The 19992-nt window shown below is 26.0% G+C and carries 16 protein-coding genes; 8 read left to right on the forward strand and 8 right to left on the reverse strand.

Annotated features, from left to right (window positions below):
* Positions 1 to 168 precede the first annotated feature (168 nt).
* Both R4K56_RS11860 and R4K56_RS11865 read right to left on the reverse strand, forming a co-directional pair.
* On the reverse strand, positions 169 to 384 hold the full coding sequence (locus tag R4K56_RS11860; protein WP_335760611.1) for a DUF2905 domain-containing protein: 216 nt from the start codon (positions 382 to 384) through the stop codon (positions 169 to 171).
* Positions 385 to 386: 2 nt separating this feature from the next.
* Positions 387 to 1073: a potassium channel family protein gene (locus R4K56_RS11865; protein ID WP_297299384.1), complete on the reverse strand. Its 687-nt coding sequence runs from the start codon at positions 1071 to 1073 to the stop codon at positions 387 to 389.
* A 256-nt stretch (positions 1074 to 1329) separates the two neighbouring features.
* Between R4K56_RS11865 and R4K56_RS11870 the strand changes: the two genes are divergently transcribed.
* A complete protein-coding gene (locus R4K56_RS11870; protein ID WP_335772673.1) occupies positions 1330 to 1998 on the forward strand; it encodes a hypothetical protein in 669 nt (222 codons plus the stop codon).
* 131 nt (positions 1999 to 2129) lie between these two features.
* Here the strand turns inward: R4K56_RS11870 and R4K56_RS11875 are convergent, their stop codons facing one another.
* The 4 genes from R4K56_RS11875 to R4K56_RS11890 all read right to left on the reverse strand — a co-directional run bounded on the left by R4K56_RS11875 (position 2130) and on the right by R4K56_RS11890 (position 5581).
* Entirely contained in the window at positions 2130 to 2468 is a 339-nt protein-coding gene (locus R4K56_RS11875; protein WP_297299380.1) for a hypothetical protein, read from the reverse strand.
* Positions 2469 to 2557: 89 nt separating this feature from the next.
* Positions 2558 to 3535: an ankyrin repeat domain-containing protein gene (locus R4K56_RS11880; protein ID WP_335760609.1), complete on the reverse strand. Its 978-nt coding sequence runs from the start codon at positions 3533 to 3535 to the stop codon at positions 2558 to 2560.
* A gap of 55 nt (positions 3536 to 3590) precedes the next feature.
* On the reverse strand, positions 3591 to 4175 hold the full coding sequence (locus tag R4K56_RS11885; protein ID WP_335772672.1) for a GNAT family N-acetyltransferase: 585 nt from the start codon (positions 4173 to 4175) through the stop codon (positions 3591 to 3593).
* 515 nt (positions 4176 to 4690) lie between these two features.
* On the reverse strand, positions 4691 to 5581 hold the full coding sequence (locus R4K56_RS11890; protein WP_335772671.1) for a polyprenyl synthetase family protein: 891 nt from the start codon (positions 5579 to 5581) through the stop codon (positions 4691 to 4693).
* A 157-nt stretch (positions 5582 to 5738) separates the two neighbouring features.
* On the opposite strand from R4K56_RS11890, the gene R4K56_RS11895 reads away from it, so the two are divergent.
* Positions 5739 to 6647 carry an Rpn family recombination-promoting nuclease/putative transposase gene (locus tag R4K56_RS11895; RefSeq protein ID WP_335769965.1) on the forward strand — a complete coding sequence of 303 codons (909 nt, stop codon included), beginning with the start codon at positions 5739 to 5741 and terminating at the stop codon, positions 6645 to 6647.
* Positions 6648 to 6733: 86 nt separating this feature from the next.
* Positions 6734 to 7987, forward strand: a complete 1254-nt coding sequence (gene purD, locus R4K56_RS11900; protein ID WP_335769964.1) for a phosphoribosylamine--glycine ligase — start codon at positions 6734 to 6736, stop codon at positions 7985 to 7987.
* A gap of 424 nt (positions 7988 to 8411) precedes the next feature.
* On the opposite strand, the gene R4K56_RS11905 is transcribed toward purD, so the two are convergent.
* A complete protein-coding gene (locus R4K56_RS11905) occupies positions 8412 to 10409 on the reverse strand; it encodes an FUSC family protein (protein ID WP_335772670.1) in 1998 nt (665 codons plus the stop codon).
* 130 nt (positions 10410 to 10539) lie between these two features.
* On the opposite strand from R4K56_RS11905, the gene R4K56_RS11910 reads away from it, so the two are divergent.
* The 5 genes from R4K56_RS11910 to R4K56_RS11930 all read left to right on the forward strand — a co-directional run bounded on the left by R4K56_RS11910 (position 10540) and on the right by R4K56_RS11930 (position 19206).
* Positions 10540 to 11040, forward strand: coding sequence for a hypothetical protein (locus tag R4K56_RS11910; RefSeq protein ID WP_335760604.1), 501 nt, complete (start codon positions 10540 to 10542; stop codon positions 11038 to 11040).
* A 50-nt stretch (positions 11041 to 11090) separates the two neighbouring features.
* The gene (locus tag R4K56_RS11915) at positions 11091 to 11474 is read left to right on the forward strand and encodes an META domain-containing protein (RefSeq protein ID WP_297299363.1); all 384 of its coding nucleotides are present in this window, start codon (positions 11091 to 11093) and stop codon (positions 11472 to 11474) included.
* A 244-nt stretch (positions 11475 to 11718) separates the two neighbouring features.
* On the forward strand, positions 11719 to 14490 hold the full coding sequence (ileS, locus tag R4K56_RS11920; protein ID WP_335769961.1) for an isoleucine--tRNA ligase: 2772 nt from the start codon (positions 11719 to 11721) through the stop codon (positions 14488 to 14490).
* A gap of 261 nt (positions 14491 to 14751) precedes the next feature.
* Positions 14752 to 18186, forward strand: a complete 3435-nt coding sequence (locus R4K56_RS11925; RefSeq protein ID WP_335772669.1) for a type IIG restriction enzyme/methyltransferase — start codon at positions 14752 to 14754, stop codon at positions 18184 to 18186.
* A 201-nt stretch (positions 18187 to 18387) separates the two neighbouring features.
* A complete protein-coding gene (locus tag R4K56_RS11930) occupies positions 18388 to 19206 on the forward strand; it encodes a hypothetical protein (RefSeq protein ID WP_335772668.1) in 819 nt (272 codons plus the stop codon).
* 594 nt (positions 19207 to 19800) lie between these two features.
* On the opposite strand, the gene R4K56_RS11935 is transcribed toward R4K56_RS11930, so the two are convergent.
* A partial coding sequence (locus R4K56_RS11935) for a hypothetical protein (protein WP_335786915.1) occupies positions 19801 to 19992 on the reverse strand: 192 nt, incomplete at its 5' end.

Below are 19992 nucleotides of genomic sequence, written 5' to 3' on the forward strand. Positions count from 1 at the left end.
CTTTCGCGAAGCGTATCCGACCCCGTCGAGGATATAGCTTCTTTGTGGCACGCCAAAGGCACTTCTTTCAGTCGCAAAAGAAGTGGGGCAAAGCCACCATAAACAATAAAATTGAAAAACTAAAATTGACAAATTATATTTGTTTAGTTATAAATAAAAAATATATTTTTAAAATTTAGAAATCAGCCAAACTATAAAAGATAAAACTACACTTGCTATAATACTTGTCATCAAAGGAAATGCGAAAGTAAAATTTTCTCTTTTTATAACTATATCTCCGGGAAGTTTTCCGAAAGGAATTTTTATATTAAATAAAAATAATATGCCAATGATTATAAAAATAATGCCTATAACTATAAAAAATTTAGCAATATGAGTATTCATCATTATTCAGACATCTTTTTATTCATTTTTTCTATATCTTTGTCATGTCCTGCTATAATAAGTATATCGCCTTCAACCATTGGTTCTTCAGGATCAGGAGTACAATCAACTATTACCTTTTTTTCTCCTAATATACCTACAGTTTCTTTTTTTATAGCAACAACATTGATTTTGTATTTCTTTCTTAAATCAAGCTCTTTGAAGTTTTTACCTGCAAGTCCTCCATGAACAGGGAATTCTACTATAGAATGATACTCTGTTAAATCATAAAGTAAAACAGTATCTGCCACTTCAAGCTGTTCAGCAATATGTATACCCATAGATTCTTCAGGGCTTACCAAATGCGTTATGCCTATCATACTAAGTATTGCCTTATGTTTTTCATTTGAATATCTTGCTATAATGTTTTTTACATTCAATTCTTTTAAAAGCAATGCAGTTAATATACTTGTCATCATATCTTCACCTATTGTAAGTATAACCGCATCAAATTTATTTATTTCAATAGCCTCTAAAGCCTCTTTTTGAGTAGAGTCCAATCTCATAGCCTGAGTTACATTGTTTTTTATAGCTTCTATTTCATTAATGTCATTATCTATAGCGAATACTTCAATAGAAGGTTTTGTCATAAGTCTGTTGATTAATGCTTTACCTAAAGTACCAACACCTATAACGGCATACTGCAGCATAATAAATACCTCATAAAATTATAGTGCTTATATTATAGAATAATATAAAATTTTGTCAAAAATATTATTAAATTTAATTACAAATAAAAAAACAATTACAATATATTTACAAAAAGATTACATTTTATACTTTCAAAATGAACAAATTTACAAAAAATTTTAAATTCATATATTTTTATAATTTTTTTTTACACTTTTATTGTGAATTATGTTATGTTTATACTAACAAAATAAAAAACAAAGAGGTCGTAAATTTATGAAAAAAATAATACTTGTTTTAACTATATTAGCATCTATAGCAGCTGTTTCTTGTAACAGTAAACAAGCTCCAACAATAGGAGATAAACCATTAACATCTAATGTACCAAGCGATGACAAAACAGTAAAAACTGGAACTCCATTATCTCAGTGGAATGACAGCGATGCTAACAAATCTATAACAGTAAATGCTTCAGTTGCTGCTAATAACAATGCTGGAAGCACTCAAACTCCTACAGAATACAATCTATTAGAAAGATTATATTCTACTGTATGGTATCAATCAGAATCAGACTATGATGATGGAAGATTAGAAACAGAAGAAGAATTTGTATTCTTTAATGAAAATTCAGAAATGGTAAAAAGAGAATATGAAAATGGAAGAATTGACGGAAGAGATGATTATTCACAATTGCAATGGGTTGCTGATATAACTCTTAAGGTTCAAGATGCTAAAAAAAGCAGAAATGCATGTATTGTTAAAAATATTGAAAAAGATGGTTTTGGATATGATATGGAATATGAAGGTTACTATTTAGTAGATAGAAATACTTTATATATAGTTGATGGTGATACTGAGGATATAGTAAGAAGAAAATTAGAAAATGCGATAAATGGAAGAATAGATCCTGAAGATAAGTTTGTATTATCTACTAAAGCATTATAATTTATAATATACTAAATAAAAAAGAGGGGCTATTTTTAGTCTTTCTTTTTATTTTTTAATATTAAATAAAAAAGGGGCTTAAATTAATTTTTAAGTCCCTTATTTTTTAAACTTTTGCAAATAAAAAAATATTAATCATCGTTATTAGCTTGATAATTAAGTTTTACTAAATAATCTATTTTATCTACTACTTTTGTAAAAGGTTTTTCTACACTAATCAAAGCTCTTTCAACATCATTTCCGTCTTCATCTTCTATATATATGTCATAGTATAATTCTTTGTGGTCGTATTCATTTTCAAATGTAAGTCTTATAAATATGAAATTATTAATATTAATTCTATCCATTTTAGGTTCATACTCTAAGCGTTTAATTTCAGTATTTAATAATTCTTTTCCCAAATTCTCTACTATAATTTTGTAAATAGATTCTAGTTCTTTTCTTATATAATGCACATTATTATCAAACATTATAAAACTCCAATATTATAATTTTTTTAGTATTATAATTATTAATTATATAAAAATAATTAAATTTGTCAAAATATTTATTATATAAATTAATATTTATCTAGTATAGATGCTACTTCTTCATCGCCTAATTCTCTTGCAATACTGGCAAGTTCTGCCGCCTTTTTATTAGCTAAATTAGGGTTAGCATTATTGTTAAGAAGCATCAAAGCTATTTCAAAATTTCCGTTTTCTATAGAATATGAAAGTGCTGTTTCTCCGTCTTTATCAACAACATTTATATCAGCACCATTTTCAAGTAAAATATTTATTACCTCTGTAGATATATCCCTCATAGAAAATGCTATTAAAGGCGTAATTCCTGAATTATTAGCTTTATTTATATTTGTTGTTTTACATAATATTTTTACGGATTCTATATCATTTGCTATTAAAAGAGGAGTTATTCCTTCATCAGAAACAAGATTTATATTGGCACCATTATCAACTAAAAAAGTAACCACATCAGAATTAGAATTATCAGCAGCAAAGAATAAAGGACTCCAGCCGTAATTATTAACAGCATTAACGTCTGCATGGTTCATAACTAAAAGCTCAACTACATTAAAATTACTGTCATATATTCCAATTCCCTGTCTTGCCCATATATCTGTGGCATATAAAAGTGCCGTATAATTTCTTTTATTTTTTAAATTAACGTCAGCTTTATTTTGTATAAGGGCATTAACTAAATCAGCATATCCATAATAAGAAGCTATCATTAAAGCAGTTGTACCCTCATCAAAAGTTACGCTAAGATCATATTCTGTATCTTCAGAGTTTATTATATTTGTAGTTGAAGATAAAGTATTATTTACTGATACAGAAAGCAAATCTTTTATTATATCTATACAAGGGTTTCCTTCATATTTTTGTATTGCTTCTTCTAAAGGCATATCCTGAACTATATTATTTTCTACGTATGTTTCATCTGTACTTTTTGAATTTTCATCTTCAATATTATTAGTTTTTTGAGAGCATGAAACAATAAGTAAAATAGACAATAATACTACTATAATAAATCTCATAAATTATCCCTATACAATTAGTTATGAATATATCATAACATATTTTTTTATTATATCAATCAATTTCGATATATTCTATAAAATGATTGCTGTACTTTTCCAAGTATCCTTTATATACTCTCTCCTTATTATTGTCTAAATTTAATTGATACATTCTAAATACAACTAAAAAATTTTTAGGCTGCCATAATTCTTCATAGCTATATTTATAAGTCATACCGATTTTTTTCATTACTTCACCGCTTGCAATATTATTTCTATCATGTGTGGCTGTTATATATTTTACATTATTTCTTTTAAGTTCTTCTATAACTGTTTTTGCCGCCTCTGTTATAATGCCTTTGTTCCAATACTCTTTTTTTAGTCCGTATCCAAAATCATTATTATCATTATTGTTTTCAAAATGTATATATCCTATAGGTATATTATTTTCCTTTAAACAGACTGCGTATCTGTAAAAATTATTATTATCATTTGTTTTTAAATAAAAATTTACTAAATGATTTTTTGTATCTTCCAAACTTTTAAAAGGAAACCAAGGAAGGTGTTTATTAACTTCTTCATCAGATAAAATACTGAATAAAGCTTCAGTATCATCAATATTAAATTTTCTTATTATAAGTCTTTGAGTATTCAACATTGTATTTTCCAATAATTATATAAATAGTAAATGCATTTTATCAATAATTATTTTTTTGTATATACTTATAGCTTCATTACATTTGCCCGCCCTATATCCTTTTGGCTTTTTTCTATTTTTTATATTATTTTTCTTCTTTATTTTTTACTCTTATTATAGCTGCCCGCCCAAAATTTTTTTAATTTATGATGTTCTCTCCGCACGCAGAATAAAGCTAAAAATATAGATTTATTTTTAATTCAAATTTTACTATATTATAAATTTTTTTCACCGTGCGTTAGAAATATTTTAAATTTAAATAAAACTTGGGTGGGTGTTATAATTTCCAATTAAAGCAGAAAATATAATAAAAGTAAAAATTCTAAATATATCCCTAAATATGAAGGGTGGGGTATGTAAATAAAATTTTTTAGAATAATTAAAGAAAATAGTTACAAATATAATAACTGCTTTTTATAAATGCAGAATTTAAAAAATAATTCTCAATTGTATTATTAAGTTCTTTAACTATATTTTTATGATTTTCTTTCTATTATATAGTTAGCTAATTCTATTAAAATATTTTTAGCATCATTATCAGTATAAGAATCTAAATATTTTACAGCATTATCAATAACTTTTCTGGCTTCTTTTTGAGCTCCTTCAAGTCCGAACTGTTTTACATAAGTTAATTTTCCTTCTTTTTCATCTTTACCAACAGTTTTACCTAAAGTTTCATTATCAGAAATAACATCAAGTATATCATCTTGTATTTGGAAAGCAAGCCCTATAGCCTCGCCATATTTTGTTATGCTTTCAATGTCTTTTCCTTGTATATTTTCAGAAGCAATAGCACCTAGTCTTATAGCTCCTCTTATCATAGCACCAGTTTTTTTGGCATGAAGTATTTTAAGCATATCGAAGTTAATTTCTTTTTCTTCGTAATATAAATCTATGAATTGCCCCATAACCATGCCATTAATACCAGCGGCATAGCTTAATTCAAACAGTAATTCTCTTAAAGTAGAGTCTTTAACATCTGCTTTTGAAAGTAATTGGAATGCATGAGTTAAAAGTCCGTCGCCTACAAGTATAGCATTAGCTTCTCCATATTTTACATGAGTAGTAGGCTTTCCTCTCCTTAAATCATCATTATCCATAGCAGGTAAATCATCATGAACTAAAGAATATGTATGTATAATTTCTAATGCTACAGCAGGTATTATGGCTTTTTTATAATCTCCGCCGAAAAGTTCGCATGCTAAACAGGTAAGTATTGGTCTTAATCTTTTTCCGCCTGCATCTAATGGATATTTTAACATTTCTATAAAACTATTTTCTAATTCAATACTGCTTTTTTCAAAAATAGTTTCCAATGTTTTATTGATTTCTTCAAGTCTTATATTCATATATTCTTTAAGATTCATAATTTAATCCTGTTTTTATATTTTTTATCATTATATAGTAAGAAGTAAAAATGTAAAGAATAAAGCTTATAAATATATGTTTTAATTCAATAAATTATTATTGTAAGAATTTAAATTAATACATTTACTTTTATATTCTTTTTGTTATAATTTTTTTATGAGAAATATTAACAGAATGAACGATTACTTTGTGCGTTACCTTCTAGGATCTCTTGGTAATGAAGATATACTGGAAAATATAGTAAACTGTGTACTTAAAGATTTAAAATTTGAGGAAATACATAATTTGGAAATAATTAATCCTCATAATCTGCCTGAAAATATTAATCTCAAAGAATCTGTTCTTGATGTGAAAGCAAGGACAAAAGATAATAAAAAAATAATTATAGAGATACAATTATCTGGAAATATAGATTTTGTAAAAAGAATATTTTATTATATATCAAAAAATGTAGTAAGCGAAATTAATGAAAATGAACCTTATGATATTATCAGTCAAGTTATAAGTATTAATTTTGTAAATTTTAATATGGACTTTAATGATAAAGGTAAAGCACATAGATGTTTTAAATTAATAGATACTGAAAATCATAGTGTGTCATTAGATATGATGCAAATGCATATAGTGGAAGTACCAAGATTCATAAAAATTCTTAATAATTCAAATATAGACGATATTAAGAAAAATAAAATATTATCTTGGATAGAATTTTTTACAGTTAAAGATTTAGATAAAGTTAAAGAAAAATTGAAGGAGGTTAATGATATTATGCCTAAAGTAATAGATAAATATGAAAGATTTATATCAAGTGAAGAAGAAATGGAAGTTTATAATGCTAGAGATGCATTTCTATACGGTCAAAATGTAATGTTAAAAAGAGAGAGAGAAGAAGGTATAAAAGAAGGAATAGAAAGGGGGATAGAACAAGGTATAGAACAAGGTATAGAACAAGGAGAAAAAAATAAAGCTGTAAATATAGCTAAAAGTCTTAAAAAATCTGGTTTGGATATTAAGTTTATAAGTGATAATACGGGGCTAAGTATAGAGGAAGTAGAAAAATTATAATAAAAGTTATTTATAATTGAGTTTATATTATAGATATTTACAAATAATTTTTGTATCAATAAAAAATAATAATAAGGGAAAAAAACATGAAAATATTAGTTATAGGTTCTGGTGCTAGAGAACATGCCATTTGTTATAATTTAAGTCAAAATGACAGAGTTACAAAAGTTTATTGTGCTCCTGGTAATGCTGGTACTCAGAGAGAAAATAAATGTGAGAATGTAAAAATTTCTACTATAGATGAAATACTAAATTTTGCTAAGAAAGAAAGTATTGATTTGACTATTGTAGGAAGCGAAGAAATGCTAGTTTATGGAATAGTAGATAAGTTTGAAGAAAACGGACTTAAAATATTCGGCCCTAATAAACAAGCTGCTATACTTGAAGGTTCAAAAGCTTATTCAAAAAGTTTTATGAAGAAGTATGGAGTAAAAACTGCTGAATATGAAGTATTTACTGATAATAATAAAGCTAATGAATACTTAGAAAAATGCAGTTATCCTATAGTTGTAAAAGCTAGCGGACTTGCTTTGGGTAAAGGTGTTATAATATGCCAGGATAAACAAGAAGCTAAAAATGCTGTTGAAGATATAATGGTTAAAAAGATTTTTAAAGAGGCTGGCGATGAAGTTGTAATTGAGGAGTTTTTAGAAGGTGTTGAAGCTTCTATACTTTCAGTAACTGACAGCAATGTGATAATACCATTTATATCAGCTAAGGATCATAAAAAAGTAGGTGATAATGATACTGGAAATAATACAGGAGGAATGGGTGTTATTTCTCCTAATCCTTATTATACTAAAGAGGCAGAAGAATTATTTATAAAAGATATATTAGAGCCAACATTAAAAGGAATAAAAGCCGAAAAAATGTCTTTTGCAGGTATAATATTCTTTGGGCTTATGATAACTAAAAAAGGCGTATATTTACTTGAGTATAATGTTAGAATGGGAGACCCAGAAACTCAGGCTGTTCTTCAGCTTTTAGATACTGATTATTTATCTATTATAGAATCAGCAATGAAAAGAGAATTATCAACTTTAAATATTAAATGGAAAAATAAACATGCATGCTGTGTAGTAATGGCATCAGGCGGTTATCCTGCTTCTTATAATAAAGGATATAAAATAGAAGGTATTGATAAAATAAATGGAAAATGCTTTATTGCCGGTGCTAAATTAGATGAAAATGCTGATATAGTTACTGATGGCGGACGCGTTCTTAATGTAGTTAATATTGCTGACAGTTTAGAAGAAGCAAGAAAATTAACTTATGCTGACATTGAAAAAATAGATTTTAAAGATAAATATTACAGAAAAGACATTGGATTAATAAAGTAATTATATACCTAAACAACTATATTTTGTCAAAAATAAATTTATATTTTTACTTTTATATCTGGGGCTTTGCCCCATACCCCACTTCTTTTGCGACCGAAGGAAGTGCCTTTGGCGTGCCACAAAGAAGCAAAAAGGCTATATTTTAGCTTAAATTGATAATTTATATTACTGTAAAACAATTTTAGTATGATTTAGTACTAATTTTATCCTTGCACTTTTTGGTTCTTTTTGCGGCGGGAAAAAGAACAACAAAAAAATTGACAAACTCTAAAATTTTTAGTATATACTGAAAATTTTTAACTTTATAAAATAAAATTATTTTTTATATTTTAGGTTTTGTTTATCATTTTATTGATTAAACAGAACCTAATTTTATATTTCTATTTAAAAAAATTAATACATATTGTTTTACTATTTATAAATACTAAAAAATATTATCAATATTATTTTTTATTGAATTGTTAATATCATTAATAGAGTCGAAACAGTTTTCTAATCTATAGAATATATATGAATTATTTTTTATTATTTCCCTGCTTTTACTTTCGTTATTATTAAATTCTATAATTTCATTTTTGAAAAGTTTGGCACTATTTTCTAAAATACTTGCAATATACTCTACAAATATAAGCATATTATGTTTGTCTTCAGGTCTGTTATATTTCTTTATTAAATATATTATCTGTTCTGCTTCTACAATAAATTTTCTGTTACTTTCTATTAATGAATCAGTAATAGGAGTTCCTTTATATCTGGTTTGATTTTTTTCATGTATTATAATATTGTTTTTTATCATATAAGCTTTAAGAAGGCATTCATATAAGTATACGGAAGTTTCTTCATTATTGATTGCTTTTTTGATTTGATTTATGATTATAGTGTCCATTTCTATAAGTTCGCTTATTTTATCAACTATACCCTTATGACTTTCTGTTCTTATAATGAAATGGTCAAATACCCATACTATTGATAAAGCTATCATTATAAATCCTACTCTTGATGAAGCTGACATCAATTTAGGCATATATGGAAATGAAGATATTAATGCTGATATTGTACCGTATATCTTTTTAAAAAATCCATTTACAGAAGCTAAAGATAATACAAAACATATTCCTATTGCCGGTATAATCATATTGTATGGTATATATCTGAATAATGCAGAAAATATAAATACACCTATAAAATTTCCAATTACATTTATTTTTAAATTTATTTTCTGTTCTTCGTAAAAAGGGTATATCATAATATATGATAATATAGGAAGCCAGTATCCTCTTATAGCAATTTCATCTGGAAGGAAATATCTTACAGTGAATGATATGCACATTATTATACCCATTTTTAATGAAAATCTAAAATGACATTTATTGATATTGAATTCTTTTTTTAATCTTATAAATCTTAAATTTAAAAGCTTTTTTATTTCAAAATCATCTTTTTTATTTTCAAACATATTTGATAGTATTTTTTTTAATTTTCCTGATGCGTATACCCATTCATAGTTACTTTTTTCATCGCTTAAAGTATAATTATCATTAAAGTAATTGATAGCATTTATTATACTATTGAATTCTTTTTCATGTTTTGATATATCGCTTTTTAAAAGATTGGATATTCTATCAAGTATTTTTGATATTTGTTTAAAGTATTCTAAATCATCTTTAGTTAATTTATTTATATTCTTATATTCTTTATCTATAAGCTGATTTATGTCTTCAAAAAATAATACCAATTCAAAATGATTAATATTTCTATTATTCATAATGCCATGTCTTTTTAATGAATCTACATATATAGCAGAAGTATATGTATTTATTAAAGAAAATAACTGGTCTTTTTCTAAAGGCTTATTATTATATAATAATGATAATTTTTTATTTATTAATTGTATAGTTTTACATGCCAAACTATTTGATAATTTATTTTTTGTAATCAGTTTATTAATGTATAAAAATATAAATACTATTAGTAATGCTGTTAATATAGCTTCCATTCTTATATGTATATTAGATATTGGTATATTGTATGCCTGTAATAGTACATAAGTAAAACCATATATAAAATAGCTTCTAGGTACAAAATCATCAGATAATAAAAACACTATAGAAAAAGGAACTATAAAATTCAGAACTATAGTAAAAAATATATTCTGTTCAGCTATAGTTGCAAGAAAACCCAATAAAAGTATTCTAAATGCTACAGTTGGGAAAGATGATACAGTAAAACTTTGTCGCATTAAAGCACATATAAATATACAAACTACACCTATAGTAGAATTTTCTCTGCCGTATAATCTTGATGACATTACCAGTATGAATAAACCTACTAATACGCTTGGAATAAAGTCAATAGCTCTTTTTACGAATGCTATTAATATTTCTTTTTGTTTTTGATAAGAATACCTATTTATAAAAAACATTGAATTTTATTAAAATTTTTATTATAATTTATATTAGGAAACTATATTATAAATATAAAAATAGTCAATAAATAATTTGTAATAATTGTCGATATTAAAAACGATATACTTTAAGTGTTGGGAGTTAATTATGCCACCTGTAATCATAGAACATGAGGAATATCCATCAGTAGTAGTTATTGAATATAATAGTATATACAGAAATGAATTACAAAATTTTATACATAATATAAAAATAAAAGATAATAAAGAAGAAGTTTATACAGATTCTTATTTTAATAAAATAATTCATACTAATAATACTAATATAGGTCTATTAACTATAGACGGCAGAATAAATGGATATTATTATATAAATAAAGAAGGCGTATTAAAATATATATATATGAATTATCCTTATAGAAGAAATGGTTTTGCTAAATTACTTTTAACACATGCTATTAAAGCAAATCCAAATATTCAGTTTGAGAAGAATTCTAATCAGGCTTATACTAGATTGATTAGTTCCCCAATATTTGAGGATATAATGAAAGGAAATTCTCCCGATAGCGGTGCTGATAATGGAGGCGGATTTGATACATTTGAAGACCTTAGCGGCGGCAGTAAAGAAGGAGAACTTACTTTATTTTAACATTGAAAAAAATTCTATATTTAATTATTTTATTAATATCTCTTTTATTAATGTCTTGTTCGCATAATATTTCTTCTTTAAAAGAAGAAAGTGTTTATGTTGAAAAGATTAAGGTATATAAACTCATTAGTATGTATACATATATAGATATTACCATTAGTATAGATGATTATAAGGTATTTGGAAAATCAGCTATTAATGATTATTGGGCTAACTGTCAGATAGACGGAGATTTAATTTCCCTAGATATGATAAAAACTACAAGAAAAACGGATAATGCTGAAAAAAGAAGAATAGAAGGCGATTATTTATCTATACTTCAAACTGCCCGTGCATTTAAAATAGAAGATAATAAACTCATAATATATACAACTTTTATAGATGAGCCTCTTATATATGAGGAATTCGGAGAGATAGAAAAGCCGCAATTTTAAGTTTTATAAAAATAATACTGTTTTATAGTTAATAACTAATTATTATTAGAAAATATTTTGATAAACCGTTTTAGTATAGATTTATTTTTTATTTATATAAAACTATCAATATCTATGTTTTTTCAATAAAATTATTAAAAATAATAACTTGTAAAATTCCTACTTATAGTATAAAATTGTATATCTTTATAATATACTAAAAACTTTATTAAAGAAAAATTTAATCAATGGAGCAAAAAATAAGATGGATTATAGTTCTACTATTAATTTGCCTAAAACCGCTTTTCCTATGAAAGCTGGTTTAAAGGAAAAAGAGCCCAAAATAATAAAAAAATGGGAAGAAGAAAAACTTTATCAACAACTTAGAGAATTAAGAAAAGGTGCTCCTAAATGTATTTTACATGATGGACCGCCTTATGCGAATGGAGACATTCATATTGGAACATCATTGAATAAAATTATTAAAGATATTATTGTAAGATATAAATCTGCTAAAGGTTTCGATTCTCCTTATGTTCCTGGTTGGGATTGTCATGGTATGCCTATAGAATTGAAAGTTCAGGAGAGTTTAGGAGATAAATATAAAGAAACTTCTAAATTTATAATGAGAAAAAAATGCCGTGCTTATGCTCAGAAATATATTGATATTCAAAGAAAAGAGTTTAAAAGACTTGGTGTAATGGGAGATTGGGAAAATCCTTATCTTACTATGTCGCCTGAATATGAATCTGAAATAGTTGAAGTATTTGCACAATTAGTAGAGAAGGGATACATATATAAAGGCTTAAGAACTATTCACTGGTGTATGGATTGTGAAACTGCTTTAGCTGCAGCTGAAATAGAATATGATGATAATCATACTTCTACAAGCGTTTATGTAAGATTCCCAGTATTAAATAAAATCAATGATAAATTAGATGGTAATGTTGATGTTATGATATGGACTACTACTCCTTGGACATTGCCTTCAAATATGGCTTGTGCTTTCAATAGAGACTTAGAATATGTTGCTGTTGAAATAGACGGAAGATATGCAATAATGACAACTTCTTTAGTTGATACTGTTCTATCTAAAAAAGATATGAAAGCAGAAGGCAGAGATATGATTCCGGTATCTATGGAAGAGATTGAAAAACTTGAAATAGCTCATCCATTCATAAAAGATAGAAAATCTGCTGTTGTATTTGCTGATTATGTTGAGGCTACTTCAGGTACTGGTATAGTTCATACTGCACCTGGTCATGGTATGGAAGACTATCAAACTGGTATGAATTACGGACTTGAAATATATTGTCCAGTAGATAAAGCTGGAAGATATACAAGCGATTTCCCAGAAATGCAGGGAATGAAAGTAAGAGATGCAAATCCTAAAGTAGTAGAGATACTTGAAAATAACGGTTCATTATATCATAAAGAAAAAGTTACTCACAGTTATCCTATTTGTTGGAGATGTAAAAATCCATTGATATTCAGAGCTACTTCTCAGTGGTTTATGGATATGACACATGATGATATAGATAAAAGAACAGTTAAAGCTTTAGATAATATTAAATGGTATCCAACTTGGGGACATGAAAGAATGCAGAAAATGCTTGAAAATCGTCCTGACTGGTGTTTATCAAGACAGCGTTCTTGGGGAGTTCCTATACCTGCATTCTATTGTAAGAACTGCGGAAAAACTTTATTAACTGCTGAATCTACAAGACATTTTGCTGAAATAGTAAAAACTAAAGGAATGGATGTTTGGTTTGAATTAGAGGCTAAAGACTTACTTCCTGAAGGCACTAAATGTGAATGCGGAAGCACTGATTTTGATAAAGAGCAAGATATTTTGGACGTTTGGTTCGATTCTGGTGTATCATCTTTTGCTGCACAGAAAACTAATAAAGATTTAGACGGAGTTTTCCCTGTTGATATATATTTAGAGGGAGGCGACCAATACAGAGGTTGGTTCCAAGCGGCAATTTGGCCTTCTATGGCTATAAGAGGAATACCTCCATATAAAGAGCTTGTAACTCATGGTTGGACTTTAGACGAACAAGGCAGAGCTATGCATAAAAGTGCCGGCAATGTTGTTTCACCTTTAGAAGTTATTGACAAATATGGTGCTGATATATTAAGACTTTGGTGTATAAGTGAAGACTTCACTCACAATGCACGTGTTGGTGATAACATGATGAAGGCTATTGCTGACAATTACAGAAAAATAAGAAACACTTTCAGATATTTGTTAGGAAATATTTCTGATTTTGATTTCACTAAAGAAAAGATTGAAGTTAAAGATTTACTTCCTGTAGACAGATATGCTTTATCAAGACTTCATAGTTTTATAAAAGTTGCTGAGAAGGCTTGCGATGGTTATGAGTTCCATTTATTCTATCAAAGACTTATAAATTACTGTGTTGTTGAGCTTTCTGCTACTTACTTTGACATTATCAAAGACAGATTATACTGTGATAGAAAAGATTCTGTTTCAAGAAGAAGTGCTCAGACTGTACTTGTTGAAATATTAGATGTATTAGTAAAAATAATAGCTCCGGTACTTCCTTTCACAACTGATGAGGTTTGGGGATACTACAAAGGAGAAAATGCTTCTTCTGTACATTTAGAGTTATATCCTAAAGCTGATGACAATTTAATTGATTTAGATTTAGAAAAAGAATGGGCTTCAATTCTTAAAGTACGCGATGATGTATTATTATCACTTGAAAGAGCTAGAGATAATAGCACAATAGGTAAATCTTTAGAGGCTTATGTAACAATATGCACTAAAGAACCAGCAACTAAAGAATTACTTACTAAATATGAAAAATATTTAAACGAGATATTCATTGTAAGTAAAGTAACACTTTCTGACAGCAAGGACGATACATTTATAGAGGGCGGCGTTTCTTTCGTTAAGACAGAGAAAGCTAGTCATGAAAAATGCGTACGCTGTTGGGGACATTATGACAGTGTAGGAACAGACAGCGAGCATAAAGAGTTATGTACTAGATGTGCTGAGGCAGTGAGATAATTATATTTGAATATTAAAAAAAATTAATATTTTAATTGGGGCTTTGCCCCAACCCCCAGTTCTTTTGCCGAATAGGCACCTACTCGGTGGTGACCCAAAGAACCAAAAAGACTGCATTTTTTAGTTCAAATATTTTTATTATTAATTTGTTAAATATTATTAAAAAAATAAAAGGGCGGCTATGAATAATGGCTGCCTTTTTTTGTTTGTTTTTATTTTGTTTTACTGTATAATAATATCATTACAATTGGAGTATTATTTATGAAGTCTATTACAAAAAATGCAAAAGAATTATTAAAATTAAGAAATCTATTAAATTATGAAATTGATAATGATAAATTAGATTATTTTAAAAGAGATATTAAATGGTATAGAAATGAAATAAATAATGCTAAAGTTAAAGGGGAATCAGAAGAACATTGTAAGGGTATATTAAATAAATTTTTAGTTAACGCTTTCGGATACAATTGCAATACAAGCGGTAAAATAGATTTGGTTATAAAATTTGATGATAATATTAAAACTATTATAGAAACTAAAAATTATAATAATTCATTAGAAATGATTGATGATAATAATTATAATAATAAGGCTTTTTATCAGACTATACTTTATTATTATAAAAGCAGAAAAAATAAAGATAATAAAGATTTTAATATTGATAATATTATTATTACGAATTTTGAAAAAGTGTATTTATTTTCTAAATATGATTTTGAAAAACTTATTAATGATAATCAGATAGTAAATTATTTTAATGAAAACAGTAAAGTAAAAAATGAAACTTTTTATAAGATTTGCGGCGGATTTTTAGAAAATATTAATCTTGAGGTTGTAGGGTATAAGATAGATTTATTTAATGATGACGATGTTCTTATATACAGATTTTTTAATTCTTATAATATTTGTTCTGTTAAACTTGGAAATGATATTAATTCCATATCTAATACATTTTATAAAGAAATAATTTATATGATGGGGCTTGAAGAAGATAAAGAAAAAAAATTACGTTTATCTAATGTTGATAATAGTTTAATAAGGCTCACTATGGACGTAATTAGAAATAGTCCTGATAAAACAAATGAAAATGAAATATTTGATGAGGCTTTGAAGCTTAATATTATTTGGGTGAATAGGATATTATTTTTAAAAATACTTGAGGCACAGCTTAGAACTTTTAGGAATGATAAACATTTGGATATATTAAATCCTTTTAAGATTAAAGATTATAATTATTTATATACATTATTTTTTAATGTGCTTGCTAAGCCTAAAAATATGAGGTCATCTAATAATGATTATAATTATATACCGTATTTGAATAGTTCATTATTTGAAGAGGGTAAAGATGAGCTGATTTTTTCTATAACAAAATTGAATAATGATTCAAGAATGAAAGTAATGTATGGAAGCGTACTTTATAATGATAGGGATTTTAACAGCAGTCAATTAACATTTTTGGAGTATATACTTAGATTTTTGAATTGTTATGTATTTAATGCTGATGCTAAGAATGTAGATAAAAATACAATAATAAAATCTTCAGTTTTGGGTCTTGTATTTGAAAGGCTTAACGGTTATAAAGACGGTTCGCATTTTACTCCGCCTGCTATTACTATGTATATGTCAAGGTACAGCATAGAGAAGATTATAATTGAGAAGTTTAATAAATATTTTACAGATACACATTTTGAAAATATTAATGAAGTAAAAAATTATGTGAGGGCTAATATACATATTTATAGGGATAGTATAAAAAATATTTTGGATTCTATAAAGATAATAGATCCTGCATGCGGAAGCGGACACTTTTTGGTGGCTTGTTTGAATGAGCTTATAAGGATAAAGAGCGAGTTTAGAGTTTTGCATGATAATATAGATGTTAATATATCTGAAGATGAGCTAGTTATAAATTATATAGACGGTACACATTTTAAATATAATATAGAAAATGATAATATTACGGATAGAAAGCAGGAGATAGAAAAAACATTATTTGAGGCTAAGGAGCATATTATAAGTAATCAGCTTTACGGGGTTGATATAAATCCGAATTCTGTAAATATATGCCGTTTAAGGTTATGGATAGAATTATTAAAGAGCAGTTATTATACAGATATAAAAAGCGATGAGAAGTTTATAGATTTGGAAATACTTCCTAATTTGGAGTTTAAAATAGTATCGGCTAATAGTTTGATAGAGCTTGATGATAAAGAAGTGAATTTGATTTCAGCTACTTGGGATAAGAACGAACTTATAAAAAATATGAGGGAGTATTTTAATGCTAGTTATGAGAATAAAAAAGAGATAAGAAAAGAAATTTTAAATCTTATAAAAGAGTATTCTAATCATAATACGAAATTAGAAAATTATAATCCGTTTGACATGCTAAAAAGCTATGATTTTTTTGACAGCGGTTTGATGTTTGGAGTAGATAAATTTGATTTGGTGATAATGAATCCTCCATATTTTCAGCTTACAGGAAATCATCAATATTTATATTATTTTGATAAGAAAGACAGCAAAGTTGCAGATATTTATCAATTATTTATGGAAATGACTTTTAATAAATTGATTGATGACGGCGGTATTGTAAGTGCAGTAATATCTAATAAGTGGATGCGTGCGGGCTATGGCGAGAGGACGAGGAAGTTTTTATATGATAAGGCTTATGTTTTTGAAGTTATAGACTTGGGTGCTAATTGGTTTGAAAGTGCTACAGTATCAACTAATATTATTTGTTATGGAAAGAAAAAAAATAATGATTGTGATTATATGATCAAAAGTTATATAATTAATTTAACTGAAGATATAAATAAAGATAAAAATAATATAAATGAAAAATATTTTATTAATTCTAAAGAATATGATGATGCTTGGTTTATATCAACACCTATAGAGAATTCTATTTATATAAAAATAAAAAAAAGTGGGAAGTTATTAAAAGATTGGGATATTATAATGTATAGGGGAATTTTAACAGGATATAACGATGCTTTCATAATTGATGAAGATACAAAAAGTAGATTATTAAAAAATGATATAAAAAGTCAGGAAATTATTAGTCCTATAATAAGAGGTAGAGATTTAAAACCGTATAGTATAGAATTTGACAATAAATATTTAATAGCTACTTATCCAGCAAAAAATGTTAATATAGATAATTATCCAGCAGTAAAAAAATATTTGGAAAGTTTCGGTAAGAGATTAGAGCAAAGTGGAGAGAAAGGTTCTAGGAAGAAAACAAATAATAAGTGGTTTGAATTACAAGATACTACAGCATATTATAAAGAATTTGAGAAAGAAAAAATATTTTGTAAAGCAATAGGTTTTAATTTAGCATTTTCTATAGGGGAACCTAATTTAGTAATATCTGCTCCATCTTCTTTTTTCGTATCAAAAAAGAATAAATATTTTGTTGGTATTTTAAATTCTTCTTTAATAAGGTATTTTATTTATAATTATAGCGATAAAACTGGGGCTGGTGATATTATGCTTAATGTTCAATCGTTAGAAAAAATTCCAATTCCAGAGCCTGACAAGGATACTGAGTCTAAATTGGTTGGGTTAGTTGACAGTATTATTCAGCTTAAAAAAGAGAACAAGGACACTTCGGAGATTGAGGGGGAAGTGGATAGGATTGTGTATTCTTTGTATGGGTTGAGTGAGGAGGAAATAAAGATTATTGAGGGTTAGTTATTTGTAAAAGAAAGCAAACCGTTTTGTGTACTTTTTTGTTTAGGCAAAAAACATGAAAAAATTAATTAATATTAAAAATGTTTGTTATTATAATTTATATATAGTAAAAGTAATTTTTATATATAAAAAAATTATTGATAATTTATTTTTTAATAGTATATTGTATTATATGATTAATTGTCTTAAAAGGTTATAATGATGTTTATTTTAAATTTCAAAACTTTTTTTCTATATTTTGAATCAGAAAAAAAAGAGACTAGATATTACTTACCTAATTTAAAAGATTTTAATAGTTTAGATAAACAATATAGTTTTAAAAAAAATCAAATGTATTATAGAATTAATACAGAAAAAACTGAAAGTTACATTTGGATACATATTGAATATGGAAGTACAATGCCTAGACCTGATAAAATTATTAATATATTAGATGATTCAGAGAAAGACAATAAAAGGAATAAAGATGAGGTAGAGCTAACACATCAAGTATTTTTTTTATATTTTTTTCAATCTAATACATTATATTTATCTGATTCAAGAAAACAATCTATGATAACTGATTTTTTTAAAGAAAAGCTTAATATAAGTATTTTCTTTAAACCATATATAAAAAATTTGGATGAATTTGTATCTATGTTAGATAGTATTAATGAAATTTCTTTTACATGTGAAAAAGATTTATTTTATGGAGATAATCAAACATTAACTGCTTTTGAAGATTTTACGGGATATAGTGCCCCAGATAAATTGAAAATAATAACCAGTTATAAAAGAAGAGATATAAAAAACATCTTTACTTTTTTAAAAAAACTTAATGATGAAAAAGAAAGGGGACATTTAAATAGACTTATAATGAAAGGGTTTACAGAAGATAATGTACAACTTATTTATAATTTAGATGCTATTACCGAAAATATAAGCATTAAAATAATTAAAAATGAAGAAGGAAAGTATAGTCCTAACTTTGTAAAAAGTGAACTATTAAAAAAAATTTATTCATATTATGAAAAGGATTAAAGATAGGCATATAATATTAATATCTATTATAGTATTAATTTTATTAAGTATTTTTTTTATAGATTTTTCTTTTGTAGAAATATCAAATTTGACAGTTTTTATATCTATTATTACAGGTTATCAAATAACATCTGTATCAATATTATATAACTCTCGTATATTACATATTTTACATAAAGAAAGAGATAGAGAATATTTAAATTTATTAAATAGAGTGGCATTTTATTATAAAAATACTATATTTTCTGGTATAATTTTTGTATTGTATTTAATCTTTATTCCAGAATTTAAAATTAATTTTAAATATTTTATAATAAACAACTCATCTTTTTATGTAGCTTTTTCTTTTTATATATTATATTATTTTGTAAAAGTAAATCTAATATTTTTTAAGATTTTTGTAATTCCTAGAAACGAATAAAATAATAAATAATTTTTTAATTGTTTTATGTTGGGTAATCAGCCGTATATTTAAATAGTTTATTATTTTATAGTAAAAGGCTTTAGCCTGCATTATTAATATAATTAAAATTTTTTTGGTTCTTTTTTATAAAAAAAGAACATTTATGCAATGCCTAATTTAAAGTTATATTATTAGATTGTTAATGCTTTTTGCTTCTTTTGTGCCACAAAAGAAGTAGTTTTTTGGTACTTTTTTCCTATGAAAAAAGTACAATCTTTTCGTGTTTTTTCTAAAAAAGTTAGTTTTTTAGGCTTATTGTTTAAAAAAATTCTGTTCAACTTTTTTATAAACTTCTTCTTTACTATACATAATGTACCCCCATT

The organism is Brachyspira pulli, from assembly GCF_036997785.1.
Taxonomy (GTDB): Bacteria; Spirochaetota; Brachyspiria; order Brachyspirales; family Brachyspiraceae; genus Brachyspira; species Brachyspira pulli.